The following is a 14,872-nucleotide window of genomic DNA, read 5'->3' on the forward strand; positions in this document are numbered from 1 at the left end:
ACGTGTATCGGATGTATGAAGTCTCTCTCAATACAGAAGCGCGACGCGAAGAAAAGCTGGACCATCTCTGCTGTCCTCGGCCTCTTTGCCTTTGCGTCCAGCCTGTTTGCCAGCTCCGCTCCCGCGGTAGCCGTGTCGCTCGACGCCTCCCTCAATGAGCAGGTTGTCATGGTTCCCGCGAACTCCGGCGGGAAATCGGTTGAACTCGAAACCACCATCTTCAAGCCCCCGGGCGAAGGCCCGTTCCCCGTTGTCGTGATGAATCACGGCAAGGCATTGGGCAACCCGCGCAACCAGAACCGCGACCGTTTCATCGTGCTGAGCCGCGAATTCGTCAAGCGCGGCTACGCTGTCGTGATCCCGATGCGCAAGGGCTTCTCCAAGTCCAGCGGCGACTACATCGACCGTGGCTGCGACATGACCGGGCACGGTTATTCGCAGGCGGATGACTTGCAGAGTACGCTCGATTACCTGCATACGCAACGCTGGGCCGATGCCAATCATGTCGTCGTCGCCGGCCAATCCTACGGCGGGCTGACCGCGATGGCCTTCGGCACCCGCCAGTATCCGGGCGTGAAAGGCCTGATCAACTTTGCCGGCGGCCTCAAGATGCATGGCGGCGATTGCCGCTGGCAGCAGTCCCTGGTCCAGGCGTTCGCCAGCTACGGCGCCAAGAGCACGCTGCCGAGCATCTGGTTTTATGGTGAAAACGACAACCATTTCGGCCCCGAACTCGCGGCGCGCCTGCACAACGCCTACACCCAGGCCGGCGGCAATGCGAAGCTGGTTGCCTACGGCGCGTTCAAGAAGGATGCCCATGGCATGAGCGGCAGCCGCGACGGCGTGAAGATCTGGTGGCCGGAGACCGAGAAATTCCTGAAGGAACTCGGCATGCCGACCGAGACCGTGTACGCCCTGAACAATGAAGTGAAGGTGCCGAAGACCGAATATGCCGCAATCGACAACGTCGACGCCATTCCCTACCTGAAGGGCAGTGCGCGCGAGCAATACCGTGTCTTCCTCGGCAAGTCCACGCCGCGCGCCTTCGCCGTTTCGCCGACCGGCGCCTGGAGCTGGGCAGAGGATGGCGATGACCCTGTCGAGCAGGCGCTGCAGGATTGCCAGAAGAACAGCAGCCAGCCCTGCCGCCTCTATGCCGTGGACGACCATGTGGTGTGGATCGACGAAGCGCGTCCGACCACCGCTGCCGCCCCGGCCAGCCCGGCCACTTCCGCACTCACCGGACCGTAACATGGACAAGCAATCGCCCGGCAAGCCGAACCTGCTTACACGTTTCGCGAAAGGCTACTCCGGCCCGCTCGCCGGTGTCGTCCTCGCCGGTCTCAGCGCCTGGATGATCGTCACCGGCCTGAAGGGCCTGGCCGGTTTCGAGGTCAACCAGCAGACCGCGCTGGCGGACCTCGCCGGCATCGCGATCGTCATCGGCGTCGCGCGCTGGATCAAGCTGAAGTACAAAGTGAAATAGGCATAGAATCTGCGCATTGTCATTTTGCGCAGATGCCATGCCGACTCGCTGCTCCTGGGCCAATCCGGCCAATCCCCGCTACGTTGCCTACCACGATGAAGAATGGGGCGTGCCCTGCCACGACGAGGTGCGCCTGTTCGAAATGCTCAATCTCGAAGGCGCGCAGGCCGGGTTGAGCTGGGAAACCGTGCTCAACAAGCGCGACAACTACCGTGAAGCCTTCGACAATTGGGATGCGCGGAAGATCGCGTGTTACGGCGACGCGAAGGTCGCCGAGCTGCTCGCCAATCCCGGCATCATCCGCAACCGCCTCAAGGTCGCCGCTGCCATTAGCAATGCGCAGGCTTACCTGCGTCTGAAGGAAGAAGCGGGCGGGCTCGCTCCCTTCCTCTGGGCCTATGTCGACGGCAAACCGATCCAGAACGCATGGAAGCACCTGCGCGACTGCCCGGCCAAGACACCGCTCTCGGACCGCATTTCCAAGGACCTGTCGAAACGCGGGTTCAAGTTCGTCGGCTCCACCATCATCTATGCCTACATGCAGGCGATCGGCATGGTCAACGACCATTGCGTCGAGTGCTTCCGCCACCGGCCGCTGCGCAAACCCTGATTGATCATTCAACGGATCCGCGGGCCGATTCGTTGTGAAAATCCCATGTTCATGGGTAGTGCGCACGGCCCGCGATCTGCATCATGTCGGAAAAATACTGACGGGGGAGCGCATGCAGATATATATCGTGGTCGCGCACTATGAAGACGGACGCCGCGACGAACGCGCCTTTGCGTATCATCTCGCCGCGCGCGCCTATGCCGCCGCCCAGGGTGACGAAGCCGCCACGGAGATCCTGGACGTGCCCGTCGTCGGCGATCTCGAGCAACCTGACCTTGCCTACACCCTGCGCTGGAACGATCACTGCGAGGACACGGACAACATCGAAGCGGTTTACGGTAACGACGTTCACGCGCTCCTTGCCGTTGGCCGCCACGGGCGCGTGGAACAACTGCATATCGATGTCAGTACGGATGCCGCCCAAGCCATGATGACCCTGCCGGACCGTATCGAACGCCATGTCGTGGACTTCCGGCAGGTCATGGCCGGGATGCGCCAGAACCGCGCCCAGCGCATGCGGCGCTGGGCCTGACCGGTCTCCCGCCCCTACTTGAGCAGGCCCTCCGCGCGCATCGCCTCACGCACGGACGCGCGGTCCTGCACGCGTTCGCGGAAGGCCACGAGCGCCGGCCACTTCTTCAGCTCGATCCCGACAAAGCCCGACCAGCCAGCGACAACGAACAGGTAAGCGTCGGCAATCGAGAAGCCGCTTTCAAGGAGATAGGCATGACGGGACAGGTGGCGTTCGAGGTAGTCGAAGTGTTCTGCGATCTGCGCCTTGAACATGGTCTTCGCTTCGGCCGGCATGCCGGGCTTGAACAGCGGCGAGAAACCCTTGTGGATTTCCGAGGTGATGTAGTTCAGCCAGGACTGCAGCCGGTAGCGTTCCTTGCTGCCCGCGATCGGGACGAGGCCCGACTCCGGCGCCTTGTCGGCGATGTATTGCATGATCGCCGGACCTTCCGTGAGGATGAAGCCGGGCTCGATCTCCAGCGCCGGGACGTAGCCGTGCGGATTGATCGCGAGGTAGTCGCGGCCGCTCTCCGTCAGCTTCTTGCCGGTGTCGACCTTGTCCAGTTCGAAGGCGAGGCCGGCTTCGCGCAGGGCGATATGCGGAGCGAGGGAGCAGACGCCGGGGGAGTAATAAAGTTTCATGGTGTTTCCTTTCGTCGGTGGGGGAGGGATCAGGCAGTTTTCAGCCGCATGCCGTTGCGGGCTTTTTCGCGAGACAGCGCAAGCGCGCCGTCTCCCAGCAGGATGTGCACGACAGACATCGCCATCAGGAAAACGGGATATTCCCAGCCGCCGTTGGCGTTGCTGAAAACCCAGCCGTTCGCGATATGCGCGGCTGTGGCGCCGGCGAGGATGGGAAGCAGCACCAGGGAGGCGATGCGGCCGTGCCAGCCGAGCAAAATCAGCGTGCCGCCGGTTATTTCCAGCAGCACGACCGGCCACGCAATGAAGGTTGGCATGCCGTGGCTGGCGAGGAAGCCTTCAAAGCCGGCGATGGTGAACACCAGCAGCTTGAGCAGCGCGTGCGAGATCCACATCGTGCCGAGGCTCACGCGCAGCAGGGTGGCGGCGTAGGGCGAGAGGGTGTGGTCAATCATGATGGAACTCCTTTCAGGACGGGTTGGTGTAGTGGTACTGTAGGACTGTAAAAATGCAATGAAAATAGGCATTCATGAAATCATCGTATGCACAGATGCAATCGACGCTCAGCCTGTCCGATCTGGAGCTGCTGCTGGCGCTGGTGCGCGGACGTTCGCTGCAGGGCGCGGCGGAACGCTTGCGGGTCGATACCTCGACGGTGTTCCGGTCGATCAAGCGCATCGAGAAGGACCTCGGCGAACTCCTGTTCGAGCGCGGCAGGCAGGGTTATCTGCCGACGGAACTCGGACGTGAACTCGCCGGCTATGCGGAGCGCATCGAAACGCAGCTGCAGGAAGCTCGCGAAGCCGCGGCAAAAATGGGAAGCGAACCGGCCGGCACCGTGCGCATCACGACGACCGACACCATCCTGAACGGCCTGCTGCTGCCGGTCCTCGGCAGGTTCACGGCGGCCCATCCGCAGATCGAGCTGGAACTGATCGCCGCCAACACGCTCGCCAACCTCAGCCAGCGCGACGCCGACGTCGCCATCCGCGCCACGCGCAAGCCGCCGGAGCATCTCGTGGGCAGCCGTCTCGGTGCGCTGAAGTCCGCGGTGTTCGCGTCGGCGGCCTATGTGAACCGCGCCGGCGGGCAGGTGGACCTGGAAAAGGCCGACTGGATCGCCCTGGATGAATCGCTCGCGGACCACCCCTCCGTGCGCTGGCGCCGCCAGCACTATCCGAAGGTGCAGCCGCGCTATCGCTGCAACAGCGTGCTGTCCGTTGCCGGCTCGGTCGTCTGGGGACTGGGCGTGGGAGTCGCGCCGGTGTTCCTGCTCAAGGACCACCCGCAGGTGCGCATTGTGGAAGGGCCGGTCGCGGCGCTGGAAACCGACCTGTGGATGCTGGCGCACCCCGATGTCCGGCACCTGAAACGGGTGAAGCTGCTGTTCGACTTCCTCCGCGAAAACCTCTCTTTATAGTTTCTTGACAGAAAGCCTAGGCCCGTACGAATATCGTCTGTCCCTGAAAGAATTCCATGCGTGTCCTGAATTTCCTGGTTGTCACCTTTTTCGCCATGATGGCGACGCTTCACCTGCCGGACGCGTCCGCGGGTGAATCCGTCCGGCTATCGGCGGACTTGGAAAACGACCGCCTCTGGAGCAAGATCGCGTTCGTCGAGGATCCGGACAAGTCGCTGACGCTGGAGCAGGTACGCGGCCTGCCCGCCGAACGCTTTACCGCCGTCACCCGGGCCAATTTCATCCGTGGCCTGACCCCGTCCGATTTCTGGTTGCACCTGAATGTGCGCAATGCCGGCGCGGCGCCCATGGAGTGGGTGCTGCAGCACCGGCTTCCCTTCACCGACTACGCGGAGTTCTGGGTCATTGTGGACGGCAAGGTGGTGACAAAAGCCATCGGCGGCGACCGTACCTTGTTGCGTGAACGCCAGGTGCAATACCGCTATCCGGCCGTCCGTCACCTCAGCCTGCCGGGCGAAACGGCGGAAGTGTATATCCGCATCCACAACCGGCACACGGCGGACGTCCATCTTGCGTTCGCGCTCGACTCCAGCGCGGCCTTCGCGCAGAGCGTCGCGCACAGCCAGGTCGTCCTCGGCATCCTGTATGGAATGCCGCTCGCGCTGGCGTTCTCCGCCCTGACGGGCTGGCTGGTCTCGCATGACCGCCGCTTCTCGGTGTATGCGCTGTACGCCCTGTCTGTCCTCGGTTCCTGGATGGGAATGAACGGCCTGCTCGGGCAGTACGTGTTCGTCGACATGCCCGACATGGCGAATATCACGCTGCACATCTTCTTCCTGTTGTCGATCGTGTTTTCGGCCATGTTCACGCGCGATTTCCTGCACACGCGGAGGACCTCGCTGTGGGCGGACCGCCTGCTGAAGGCGATGGTGTGGCTGTCAGTCGCTGCCATCGCCTTTCGACTCGCCGGCGTGTACGGCGGGGTCACACGTGCGCTCATGGTCCTGGTCGTCCTGCATGCAATCGTGACGACGCTGGCGGGATGGATTGCCTGGCGCAAGGGCGTGGTTTACGCACGCTGGTACGTCATTGCGCAGACACTTTATTCGGCCACCGTCGCGGTCGGGGTGATCGGCTCGCGCCTCGGCATGTATTCCTATGAAGGCTTCTTCTGGGCGGAGCTGGCGTACTTCGGCGAACTGTTGCTGCTCTCCGTCGCGCAGTACGACCGCATGCGTATCATCCAGCGCGACAAAGACGCGGCGGAGCAGCGCTACCAGGCCGCGCTGGAAAGCAAGAACCAGGAGCTCGAAAGCCAGGTCGCGGAGCGCACGCGCAGCCTGGAAGAGGCGCGCAACCGGGCGGAATCGCTGTCGCGCACCGACGATCTCACCGGGCTGGGCAACCGCCGCCATTTCATCGAGCGCGCGCAGGCGGGAGAGGGCAAGGCTGGCGTGTTCGTCCTGGGACTGATCGACCTCGACTTCTTCAAGCGCATCAACGACACCTTTGGCCATCCCGCCGGCGATGCCGTGCTGCGCGACCTGGGCCGAATCATGCGCGAGAACACGCGCCCCGGCGACGTCGTCAGCAGGCTTGGCGGCGAAGAGTTCGGCGTGATGATGGAGGTGCCGGACAGCGAACGCGCCATCGAAATCCTTGAGCGGTTGCGCCGGGCGTTCGCGGAACAGGTCACGCGCTTCGAAGACCAGGCCATCGAACATACCTTGAGCATCGGCTACACGATCTTTAATGCGCGGCCCTCGGACAAGGAACTCGCGCGGCGCATGCGCGAGGCGGACCAGGCCTTGTACGCGGCGAAGACGGCAGGCCGGAACCGCGTGACGCCGTTCGCTGCCGCCGCGTAAGCGCGTCCTTTGCGAGTCCTCAAGGAACACGCCGCGTTCTCTGGTAAATGTAGAGCACGATTGCACTCCGGGGACTCCACCTCCATGCGGCTTCACGCGCTCCTTCCCTTGCTCCTGCTTGCCCCTCTGGCGCCGGCTTTCGCCGTCGACGATTTCAGCGGCGCATGGGTGGCGTGGATCTGCCCGAATGGCGTGCAAAAGGATTCCGGCAAGTGCTCGAACTTCGTGCTCGAACTGCACCAGAAGGATGATCAGTTGTGCGGCGCCCATTTCTTTTCCACCCCGGGCGCCGAACGGGTCGACGAGGGCATGGCGCCGTCGGTGCTGGGCGACATTTCCCATGATGTGGCCACGGTTGTGGCCATGAGCACGCGGATCACGCCCCCGGTCAAGGTGCGCGTGGAGATGAAGAAAGTCGGCGGCATGCTGCACTGGATCCGCATGGAGCATCCGCCGGGCGACTACCTGCTGCCGAAGTCGGCTCGGCTGAGCAAATCCAAGGCAAAAACCTTGTTCGCGCCGGTGTTCGAACAGGAGCTCAAGGCGGCCTGTGCATCGGCATTCGTGATGGCGGCGGAAGCGGCGGCGAAGAAGTCGCGCGAGACCGCCCCGTCCGCCGCGGCGCCCGCCCCGGCAGAAGCAAGCCCTCCCGCGCAGGCGAAACCCTGAGCTTTCGTCGTCCGGACATGTGTCCGCCCGGATACAGGCCCTCATCGCGTTGTGCCTTCGGCTGAATCTTCTTAGATAGACCTCCCATCTTTCCGGATTTTCTCTTGTCAGCCCGCTGCTACATTCGTCCCGTGGGTAGTAATAGGCATGGGTCCCGCCGTCTGCGGGCCCATGCAGTCTCTCCTCAGTGTCTCCTGAGGTTTGGGGTGGAGATCACGCAGTCTCCACTCCTTTTTTTCCAGTGTGCACGGCATCGAATGGTTTGGCGGTACACTCAGGAATCCCGCGCGGCACAGTCGCCGGGCTTGCTGTTGCAAACCAGGCAATTCCTCCGATGCCCATCAATTACCTCGCTTCCCTGACGGCGCAGGAACGTTCCGCACGCGCCAACCTGCATCTCGGCACCTCGCTGGCCTTCGTCGCGGGTGCGCTCAATGCCGGCGGTTTCCTCGCCATCGGCCAGTACACCTCCCACATGACCGGCATGCTGTCGTCGGCCGCCGACAATCTCGTGCTTGGCCACCTGCCGCTGGTGGTCACCGCCTTCCTGTCGATCCTGTCGTTTGCGCTGGGCGCCGCGTCCACGGCCATCATGGTCAACTACGCCCGGCGCAACCTGAGCGGCAATCCCTACATGCCTGCCTTGCTGACGGAATCGGTCCTGCTGCTGGTGTTCGGCCTGATGGGCGCCAACCTGCAGATGCACGAGGTCGTCGACCTGTCGCTGACGGCGGCGCTGCTGTGTTACGTGATGGGATTGCAGAATGCGCTGGTGACCAAGATTTCCAATGCCGAAATCCGCACGACGCACGTCACCGGCCTGTTCACCGACATCGGCATCGAGCTGGGAAAACTGTTTTACTGGAACCGGGAGGCCGGCATCGAGCGCGATCATTTCGTCGCCGCCAACCGGACGAAACTGCGGGTGCACCTGGTCCTGGTGGCATCCTTCTTCGTCGGCGGCGTGCTCGGCGCGCTGGGCTTCAAGCACCTGGGATTCTCGGCCACGATCCCGCTGGCCATCGGGCTGGTGATCATGTCGTCGGCGCCGATATTCAAGCCACAAGCCTAGTTCTCCAGTAAGATGGTCGGCACTCATGACCATCGTTGCCGTCTTCAACCAGAAAGGCGGGGTGGGCAAGACCACCACCACCCTCAATCTCGCCGCTGCGCTGGCGCGGAGCGGCCGCACTCCCTTCGGCATCGACCTCGACCCGCAGGCGCACTTCAGCGCCATCGCCGGCATTACCGCAGCATCCGGCGACGATACGCTGCTCAGCCTGTTCCAGCGCAATCGTCCGCTCGCCGAACTGATCCGTCCCGCCGCCAGCGGCATCCGCGTCATTCCGTCCCATATGGAACTGTCCAAGGTCGATACCCTGTTCGGCAAGGGCTACAACGTGGTGAACCGGCTCAATGCCAGCCTGCGGCTGGAAGGACTCAGCACACCGTCGAGTCCGGTGCTGATCGACTGCTGCCCCTTGATCGGCGTCCTCTCGCTCAACGCCATCTTCGCCAGCGACTGCCTGATCGTGCCGATCTCGGCCGACCACTTGTCCTACAAGAGTGCGCTGCAGGTGGACAAGGCCTTGAAGGCGCTGGAGCCGGTGCTCAAGCGGCGCGTGAAGCGCCGCTACCTGCTCACGCGTTTTGATAACCGCCGCCGCATGGCGAAGGAAGTGCAGGCGATGCTGGAAGAACGATTCGGCGAAGAGGTGTGCCGCACACGGATTGCCGAGAACGTCAGCCTGGCGGAGAGCCCCGCGCACAACAAGACGGTGTTCGAGCACGCGCCGGGCAGCCGCGGCGCGCAGGATTACGACGCGCTGCTCGAGGAGCTGGCCGCCGCCGGATTCTTCGGGTAATTATTTCGAGATCAGCGTCAGCAGATCTTCCATCGATGCCGCCTGCCTTGGCTTGTCCTCGGGCTCTTTGATGCCGCATGCAACGACCGTGCAGTTGCGGTACATCTGGAACAGCTTGCGTTCCGCATCGTCGCGGTCGCGGCCGGCAATCACAATGCTCTCGACCTTCTGGCCGCTGCGTGTATGGATCGAGAAATCGAACTTCTGCATGACGCCTCCCTGGAAAGCCGCGGACCGTTGTTGTTATTCAACCAAGTGTAGACCAGGCCATGCCATGCCGCAAATGGTGAAGGGGCGCCTGCAAATAGCGCGGCTGCGCAAGAACATACAAGCGGACCGGCGGTCATGACGTTACCATTGCCGTCGAAAGGAAAACGCATGTCGCACCCACCCACACGCCTGTCCAGTTTCGCCGCCGGCGCGCGCGATACCATTCCCATGCTGATTGGCGCCGCGCCCTTCGGCATGATCTTCGGCACGCTGGTCACCGCCGGCCCGCTCGCCCCATGGCAGGGCCAGTTGATGTCCCTGGGCGTCTTCGCCGGTTCCAGCCAGTTCATCGCCGCCGGTCTCGTGGCGGGCAGTGCGAGCATGCTGGTCATCTGGTTCACCACGTTCATCGTCAACCTGCGCCACATGCTGTATGCCGCCGCCTTGCTGCCGCACGTCGCGCATCTCCCGGCGCGCTGGCGCTGGACCCTCGGCTTCCTGATGACGGACGAAACCTTCGCCGTGATGAACGGCTATTACAGCAGGCAGCACGACAGCCCGCACGGGCACTGGTATTTCCTTGGATCGGGCCTGTCCATGTACGTGAACTGGCAGACATGGACCCTGGTAGGCCTTGTGTTCGGCGCGATCTTCCCGCAGCTGCAATCGATGGGACTGGACTTCGCGATGGTCGCCACATTCATCGCCATCGTCGTTCCCCAGCTGAACCGGCTGCCGCATTTCGGCGCGGCGGTCGCCGCAGGCATGTTCGCCTGGCTGCTGCGGGATCTTCCCTACAAGCTCGGCCTGACGCTGGCCGTCGTGATCGGCGTGTCGGCCGGGCTGGCCTTGACGCGATGGCGCGCCGGCGTGCGCGCTGATGAAAGGAGCGCGGCGTGAACCATACCGGGATGATTCTCGGCATGGCCGCGGTCACGGTCTTCATCAAGGCCACCATCTTCGTCCTCGGCGGGCGCATTGCGTTCCCGCCGCTCCTGCAGCAGGCGCTCGGGTTCGTGCCGGTCACGGTCCTCACCGCCATCATCGTTCCGATGGTGCTTGCACCTGGCGGCGAAGCGATGGAACTGACGTGGCGCAATCCGCAGCTGGTTGCCTCCATTATCGCCATCCTGGTGTGCGCCGCGACGCGAAAGCAGCTGCTGACCATCGCGATTGCACTGATCACCTTCTTCGGTTGGCAGTTCGGCGTACTGCAATAGCAAATCGATAATACGCGCGGCGAGAGATTGACACGCTGACGACAATTGCCCAAAGAGCATTGCGCAGAGCAACAATGACTGGCAGAATTTCCTCGTTCGCAACACGAGTGCGAACACGAGAGGGGCGCCGTTCGCTGCGCTTCCGGCCATTGATCAAGCTGGAGAATACATGGGGCGCGCGTTCGGCCTTCGCGGCAAGTCGGTCCTTGCTTTGTTTGGTACCTGCGTTCTAGTTCTTCTGCTTGCAAGCCTGATCGGCTTCCGTGCCGTCGAATCGATCCGCTCCCACCTGGGCTCCGCCTACACCCGTAATTACACCCTGCTCAACCGTGAGCGCATCGTTGCCCCGGTGGCCCGGGAGCTCGCCCTGTCCCTGCGCCTCGCCAAGTCGCAGGTGATTCGCGAATGGCTGCTCGACGACGACAATCCCGCGAAAAAGGCCCTGGCCCTGCGTGAGGCCGAAAGCTTCCGCAGCGATTTTACCGACCAGTCCTACTTCATCATCTCGGACATCAGCCGGCACTACTTCTTCAATGATGCGCGTTCCGCATTCAGCGACGCACCGCGCTACACGCTGAAGGAAGAAGACCGCAACGACGCCTGGTTCTTCAACACCATGAAGAGCGACAAGCCCTTCAATATCAACGTCGACCCCGACGTGAAGCTGAACGTGACCAAGGTGTGGTTCAACATCATCGTGAAGGACGGCGATCGCAAGATCGGGCTGGCGGGAACCGGCCTCGACCTGACGACCTTCCTGAACGACTTCGTCAGCACCTCCGAGACGGGCGTCACGCCCATGATCGTCGACGTCAACGGCGCCGTGCAGGCCCACCCGGACAACAAGCGCATCGCCTTCAATTCCGCCACCAAGGAAGCGATCATCGAACAGTCACTGTTCGGATTGCTGCAAGGGCCGAAGGACGCCGAAACGGCGAAGGCGGCACTGGCCAGGGCGATCGAGAACCCCGGCAAGGCGGAACTGTTCCACGCCAACCTGGACGGCAAGAAGCAACTGGTCGCGGCGTCCTACATTCCCGAACTGAAATGGCATGTGCTGACCGCGGTCGACCTCGACGTGGCCGAACTGCTCGACAGCGGACTGCTGAAATGGGTGACGCTGGCGACACTGGCCCTGCTCGTGGTGGCGATGGCCGGTTTCGTCTATGCGCTCAATCGCCTGGTCCTTTCCCCGTTGCTCCGGCTCAAGCAGTCGGCGCAGGAAATGGCGGCCGGCAATTACGCGCTCACCTTGCCACCGGCGGGTAATGACGAGATCGGCAGCTTGACCCGCGCTTTCGGCGCCATGGCCGAAAAGGTGCGTCATCACACCGAAGAACTGGAAGAAAAAGTGCGCGACCGTACCCAGGAGCTGACGCGGGCGAACCGGGAAATGTCGGTGGCGCACAAGAAGATCAGCGATTCCATCTCCTATGCCAGCCTGATCCAGCGCGCCATCCTGCCGGACCGGCAGCTGACCAGCGCCCTCGGCGAAAACCATTTCGTGCTCTGGCGCCCGCGCGATGTCGTCGGCGGCGACTTCTACGTCTATCGCGAGGTCGAAGGCGGCTGCCTGCTGGGCGTGGTCGACTGTGCGGGTCATGGCGTGCCGGGTGCCTTCATGACCATGCTTGCCCGCGCGGCGATTGACCAGGCGATCGACGAAACCGGGGCACAAGACCCGGCCGCCATCCTGGGACGGACCGATGCCGTGATGCGCGGCATGCTGCAGATCGACGACAAGCGGCGCGATATCGCAACGATGATGGACGCCGGCGTCGCCTTTGTCGATTTCAGCACGCGCAAGGTCGTCTTCTCCGGCGCCAGGATTTCGCTTTACTGGAGCGACGGCGAGGATATCGGCTCGATCCACGGTGCGCGACGCTCAATCGGCGACCGGTATGTCGGCGAATACAGGAACGAAAGCGTCGACCTGCTGGGCGCCCGCACCTTCTACCTCACCACCGATGGCTTCCTCGACCAGGCGGGCGGGGACAAAGGATTCGGCTTCGGCAATACACGCTTCGTCGACATGCTGCGCCGCCACGCCAACCGTTCTCTGGCCGAGCAGAGCGGGGCGTTTGCTTCTACACTCGCGGAATACCAGGGCGATCATCCGCAACGGGACGACATCACCATGCTCTGTTTCAGATTCGCATAAGGGGAATACATGGGCCTTATCGACCTCTTTTCATTGCAGCAGACCTACAACCAGCAGAGCATCATGCTGTGCTTCAACGGCCCGCTGACCAAGAGCCTGATCGAGGAGATCGGCAATGCGCTGCGCAATTACATGGAGCACGAGCACGCGACGCCATCGTCCGCCATGGACGTGTTCGGCGCCTATATCGAGCTCACGCAGAATATCCGCCACTATGCTGCACGCAAGGGCTGGGGCGAGGCGGATGCCGCGGCGACGGTGGTCATCGCGCGCGACGCAGGGGGCCGCTATGTGGTCTCGGCCGGGAATTTCCTCGACAGCAGCGACGGGCCGGCACTGGAAGCGCGTGTGCAGCGGCTGGCTTCGCTGGACAAGACCCAGCTCAAGGCGGAATACAAAGAGCAATTGCGCAAGCCGCGCGAAGAGGGGGCGACCACCGGCGCCGGCCTGGGGCTGATCGACCTGGCGCGCAAAGCGTCGGAGCCGCTGTCCTGCTCTCTGCGCACACTCGACAATGGACGCGCGTTCTTCAGCATGCGCGTCGTGATGTAAAGGAACAAAAAAAATGGACAACCTGAGAATCGAAGGCACCCAGGCGACACCGTCGATCGTCGCCGACTTCAATGCAGGGACCGTGGAAATGCGCGGCGACTCCTACCCGGAGAACTCGTTCGAGCTGTTTTCGCCTGCGTTGCAGTGGATCGAGAGCTACCTGCAGCAGGACCGCCCGCTGGCGCTGAACCTGCACCTCCTGTACCTGAACACCAGCAGCGTCAAGGCCATGATGGACATCTTCGACATCCTCGAAGAGGCGTACAAGGCGGGCCGGAAGGTGGAGGTGAACTGGTTCTACGACGAGCAGAACGAGCGCGTCGCCGACCTGGCGGAGGAATTCAAGGAAGACTGCAGTTTCCCGTTCGAGATCACCAGCCAGGTGGAATAGCCGTGCGCGACGAAAAGCACCTCGAGCTGATCATCGAAACGCTGCTGGCGGACCCCGAGAACCAGAGCAATCCGCTGCGCTATGCCCTGGGCGAACTGTATGCGGAATACCGCAGCCTGTTGCACCAGATCGACCGCATCACGCGCATTTCAGATCGTTACCAGAACGTCAGCCGGGACGAGAAGGAAGCGCTGACGGGGCGCTATAACAAGCAGTTGCGGCAGCTCGAAAAAATCGCACGCATTTCGGACCGCTACCAGTCGATGATGCGCGACCTGAACGAGGCGCTGAAGGATGCGTCGACCAAGGATGCACTGACCGGCATCGGCAATCGTCGCATGCTCATGGAAAGCCTGAAGGCGGAAACGGCGCGCGCCGATCGCCTGGAGAGGCCGCTGACCATCGTGCTGATCGACGTCGACCGCTTCAAGTCGGTCAATGATGCCTACGGCCACGAAGCCGGCGACAAAGTGCTGGTGCGCATCGCCAATGCCATCCGCCATGGTGTCCGCGATTACGACCTGTGCGGCCGCTGGGGCGGCGAGGAATTCATGGTCATCATGCCCGAGAGCACTGCTGTCGAAGGTGCCGCGGTGGTCGAGCGCATGCGCCAGGCGATTGCCGGCATCGAGATGATGGCCGACGATCAGGCAGTGCAGATTTCGGCCAGCTTCGGGATCGCGGAGCGCAAGCCCGGCGAGCGCATTTCCGACACGATCAACCGGGCGGATGCGGCATTGTTCGATGCCAAGCGCAATGGCCGCAATCGCTACGAGATTGCCGGCTGAGCTTCCTGCAGCAATTGCAGGGATGCGATAGAGTAGTGGCAGTCACAAAAAGCGCGGGGACGACCCCGCGACTTCCCGATCCGCCGTGGACGGCCACGGCATCTCCCTGCAAGAAAAAATGTCCTGGTTCATCCTCATCATCGCCGGCCTGTTCGAGGTCGGCTGGGCCATCGGCCTGAAATATACCGAAGGCTTTTCCCGCCCCATCCCCTCGGTGCTGACACTTGTCTCCATGGTCGTCAGCGTCGTGCTGCTCGGCATTGCCATGCGCACGCTGCCGGTAGGCACGTCGTATGCGGTCTGGACCGGGATCGGGATTGTCGGCACCGCGATCCTCGGCGCCGTCTTGCTGAAGGAGGGATTGTCGCCGGGGCAGTGGATCTGCGTGGCATTGATCCTCGGCGGGATTGCGGGGCTGAAGATGCTCAGCCCGCACTAGTAGAACGTCCAGATGAATTTGAAGGGTGTCAGCGCATT

19 protein-coding genes are annotated in these 14,872 nt (G+C 62.8%); 16 read left to right on the forward strand and 3 right to left on the reverse strand.

Annotated features, from left to right (window positions below; genetic code table 11):
- The first annotated feature begins 15 nt into the window (after positions 1–15).
- The 4 genes from ACNOHI_RS00720 to ACNOHI_RS00735 all read left to right on the forward strand — a co-directional run bounded on the left by ACNOHI_RS00720 (position 16) and on the right by ACNOHI_RS00735 (position 2,628).
- The gene (locus tag ACNOHI_RS00720) at positions 16–1,251 is read left to right on the forward strand and encodes a dienelactone hydrolase family protein (protein ID WP_420472712.1); all 1,236 of its coding nucleotides are present in this window, start codon (positions 16–18) and stop codon (positions 1,249–1,251) included.
- A 1-nt stretch (position 1,252) separates the two neighbouring features.
- A complete protein-coding gene (locus ACNOHI_RS00725; RefSeq protein ID WP_420472713.1) occupies positions 1,253–1,486 on the forward strand; it encodes a hypothetical protein in 234 nt (77 codons plus the stop codon).
- A 37-nt stretch (positions 1,487–1,523) separates the two neighbouring features.
- Positions 1,524–2,096 (forward strand): DNA-3-methyladenine glycosylase I, encoded by a 573-nt coding sequence (locus ACNOHI_RS00730; protein ID WP_420472714.1) that lies wholly within the window; start codon positions 1,524–1,526, stop codon positions 2,094–2,096.
- 112 nt (positions 2,097–2,208) lie between these two features.
- Positions 2,209–2,628, forward strand: coding sequence for a hypothetical protein (locus ACNOHI_RS00735; protein ID WP_420472715.1), 420 nt, complete (start codon positions 2,209–2,211; stop codon positions 2,626–2,628).
- Between the two features lie 14 nt (positions 2,629–2,642).
- On the opposite strand, the gene gstA is transcribed toward ACNOHI_RS00735, so the two are convergent.
- A complete protein-coding gene (gene gstA / locus ACNOHI_RS00740) occupies positions 2,643–3,251 on the reverse strand; it encodes a glutathione transferase GstA (protein WP_420472716.1) in 609 nt (202 codons plus the stop codon).
- A 29-nt stretch (positions 3,252–3,280) separates the two neighbouring features.
- On the reverse strand, positions 3,281–3,706 hold the full coding sequence (locus ACNOHI_RS00745; RefSeq protein ID WP_420472717.1) for a DoxX family protein: 426 nt from the start codon (positions 3,704–3,706) through the stop codon (positions 3,281–3,283).
- Positions 3,707–3,780: 74 nt separating this feature from the next.
- Here ACNOHI_RS00745 and ACNOHI_RS00750 point away from each other — a divergent pair, with 74 nt between their 5' ends.
- The 5 genes from ACNOHI_RS00750 (at position 3,781) to ACNOHI_RS00770 (ending at position 9,073) form a co-directional block, all read left to right on the forward strand.
- A complete protein-coding gene (locus tag ACNOHI_RS00750) occupies positions 3,781–4,671 on the forward strand; it encodes a LysR family transcriptional regulator (RefSeq protein WP_420472718.1) in 891 nt (296 codons plus the stop codon).
- Between the two features lie 56 nt (positions 4,672–4,727).
- Positions 4,728–6,539, forward strand: a complete 1,812-nt coding sequence (locus ACNOHI_RS00755) for a sensor domain-containing diguanylate cyclase (protein WP_420472719.1) — start codon at positions 4,728–4,730, stop codon at positions 6,537–6,539.
- Positions 6,540–6,623: 84 nt separating this feature from the next.
- A complete protein-coding gene (locus ACNOHI_RS00760) occupies positions 6,624–7,208 on the forward strand; it encodes a hypothetical protein (protein ID WP_420472720.1) in 585 nt (194 codons plus the stop codon).
- Positions 7,209–7,542: 334 nt separating this feature from the next.
- The gene (locus ACNOHI_RS00765; RefSeq protein ID WP_420472721.1) at positions 7,543–8,280 is read left to right on the forward strand and encodes a YoaK family protein; all 738 of its coding nucleotides are present in this window, start codon (positions 7,543–7,545) and stop codon (positions 8,278–8,280) included.
- Positions 8,281–8,305: 25 nt separating this feature from the next.
- The gene (locus ACNOHI_RS00770; RefSeq protein WP_420472722.1) at positions 8,306–9,073 is read left to right on the forward strand and encodes a ParA family protein; all 768 of its coding nucleotides are present in this window, start codon (positions 8,306–8,308) and stop codon (positions 9,071–9,073) included.
- Here the strand turns inward: ACNOHI_RS00770 and ACNOHI_RS00775 are convergent, their stop codons facing one another.
- Entirely contained in the window at positions 9,074–9,283 is a 210-nt protein-coding gene (locus ACNOHI_RS00775; protein ID WP_420472723.1) for a hypothetical protein, read from the reverse strand.
- A gap of 168 nt (positions 9,284–9,451) precedes the next feature.
- Here ACNOHI_RS00775 and ACNOHI_RS00780 point away from each other — a divergent pair, with 168 nt between their 5' ends.
- The 7 genes from ACNOHI_RS00780 to sugE all read left to right on the forward strand — a co-directional run bounded on the left by ACNOHI_RS00780 (position 9,452) and on the right by sugE (position 14,834).
- Entirely contained in the window at positions 9,452–10,183 is a 732-nt protein-coding gene (locus tag ACNOHI_RS00780; RefSeq protein ID WP_420472724.1) for an AzlC family ABC transporter permease, read from the forward strand.
- Complete coding sequence (locus ACNOHI_RS00785; RefSeq protein ID WP_420472725.1) at positions 10,180–10,503, forward strand: AzlD domain-containing protein; 324 nt, start codon at positions 10,180–10,182, stop codon at positions 10,501–10,503. Before ACNOHI_RS00780 ends, ACNOHI_RS00785 begins: the two co-directional genes overlap by 4 nt.
- 169 nt (positions 10,504–10,672) lie before the next feature.
- On the forward strand, positions 10,673–12,664 hold the full coding sequence (gene siaA / locus ACNOHI_RS00790) for a biofilm regulation protein phosphatase SiaA (RefSeq protein WP_420472726.1): 1,992 nt from the start codon (positions 10,673–10,675) through the stop codon (positions 12,662–12,664).
- Between the two features lie 9 nt (positions 12,665–12,673).
- A complete protein-coding gene (siaB, locus tag ACNOHI_RS00795) occupies positions 12,674–13,216 on the forward strand; it encodes a biofilm regulation protein kinase SiaB (RefSeq protein WP_420472727.1) in 543 nt (180 codons plus the stop codon).
- 13 nt (positions 13,217–13,229) lie between these two features.
- Complete coding sequence (gene siaC / locus ACNOHI_RS00800) at positions 13,230–13,607, forward strand: biofilm regulation phosphoprotein SiaC (protein ID WP_420472728.1); 378 nt, start codon at positions 13,230–13,232, stop codon at positions 13,605–13,607.
- A 2-nt stretch (positions 13,608–13,609) separates the two neighbouring features.
- The gene (gene siaD / locus ACNOHI_RS00805; protein WP_420472729.1) at positions 13,610–14,395 is read left to right on the forward strand and encodes a biofilm regulation diguanylate cyclase SiaD; all 786 of its coding nucleotides are present in this window, start codon (positions 13,610–13,612) and stop codon (positions 14,393–14,395) included.
- A 118-nt stretch (positions 14,396–14,513) separates the two neighbouring features.
- The gene (gene sugE, locus ACNOHI_RS00810) at positions 14,514–14,834 is read left to right on the forward strand and encodes a quaternary ammonium compound efflux SMR transporter SugE (RefSeq protein WP_420472730.1); all 321 of its coding nucleotides are present in this window, start codon (positions 14,514–14,516) and stop codon (positions 14,832–14,834) included.
- The last annotated feature ends 38 nt before the right edge of the window (positions 14,835–14,872 follow it).

The sequence above is a fragment of the Noviherbaspirillum sp. ST9 genome, assembly GCF_048799745.1.
Classification (GTDB): Bacteria; Pseudomonadota; Gammaproteobacteria; order Burkholderiales; family Burkholderiaceae_D; genus Noviherbaspirillum.

Coding starts and splice junctions, on each gene's coding strand:
- ACNOHI_RS00720 (WP_420472712.1), top strand. CDS start 16: ATGAAGTCTCTCTCAATACAGAAGCGCGACGCGAAGAAAAGCTGGACC.
- ACNOHI_RS00725 (WP_420472713.1), top strand. CDS start 1,253: ATGGACAAGCAATCGCCCGGCAAGCCGAACCTGCTTACACGTTTCGCG.
- ACNOHI_RS00730 (WP_420472714.1), top strand. CDS start 1,524: ATGCCGACTCGCTGCTCCTGGGCCAATCCGGCCAATCCCCGCTACGTT.
- ACNOHI_RS00735 (WP_420472715.1), top strand. CDS start 2,209: ATGCAGATATATATCGTGGTCGCGCACTATGAAGACGGACGCCGCGAC.
- gstA (WP_420472716.1), bottom strand. CDS start 3,251: ATGAAACTTTATTACTCCCCCGGCGTCTGCTCCCTCGCTCCGCATATC.
- ACNOHI_RS00745 (WP_420472717.1), bottom strand. CDS start 3,706: ATGATTGACCACACCCTCTCGCCCTACGCCGCCACCCTGCTGCGCGTG.
- ACNOHI_RS00750 (WP_420472718.1), top strand. CDS start 3,781: ATGAAATCATCGTATGCACAGATGCAATCGACGCTCAGCCTGTCCGAT.
- ACNOHI_RS00755 (WP_420472719.1), top strand. CDS start 4,728: ATGCGTGTCCTGAATTTCCTGGTTGTCACCTTTTTCGCCATGATGGCG.
- ACNOHI_RS00760 (WP_420472720.1), top strand. CDS start 6,624: ATGCGGCTTCACGCGCTCCTTCCCTTGCTCCTGCTTGCCCCTCTGGCG.
- ACNOHI_RS00765 (WP_420472721.1), top strand. CDS start 7,543: ATGCCCATCAATTACCTCGCTTCCCTGACGGCGCAGGAACGTTCCGCA.
- ACNOHI_RS00770 (WP_420472722.1), top strand. CDS start 8,306: ATGACCATCGTTGCCGTCTTCAACCAGAAAGGCGGGGTGGGCAAGACC.
- ACNOHI_RS00775 (WP_420472723.1), bottom strand. CDS start 9,283: ATGCAGAAGTTCGATTTCTCGATCCATACACGCAGCGGCCAGAAGGTC.
- ACNOHI_RS00780 (WP_420472724.1), top strand. CDS start 9,452: ATGTCGCACCCACCCACACGCCTGTCCAGTTTCGCCGCCGGCGCGCGC.
- siaA (WP_420472726.1), top strand. CDS start 10,673: ATGGGGCGCGCGTTCGGCCTTCGCGGCAAGTCGGTCCTTGCTTTGTTT.
- siaB (WP_420472727.1), top strand. CDS start 12,674: ATGGGCCTTATCGACCTCTTTTCATTGCAGCAGACCTACAACCAGCAG.
- siaC (WP_420472728.1), top strand. CDS start 13,230: ATGGACAACCTGAGAATCGAAGGCACCCAGGCGACACCGTCGATCGTC.
- sugE (WP_420472730.1), top strand. CDS start 14,514: ATGTCCTGGTTCATCCTCATCATCGCCGGCCTGTTCGAGGTCGGCTGG.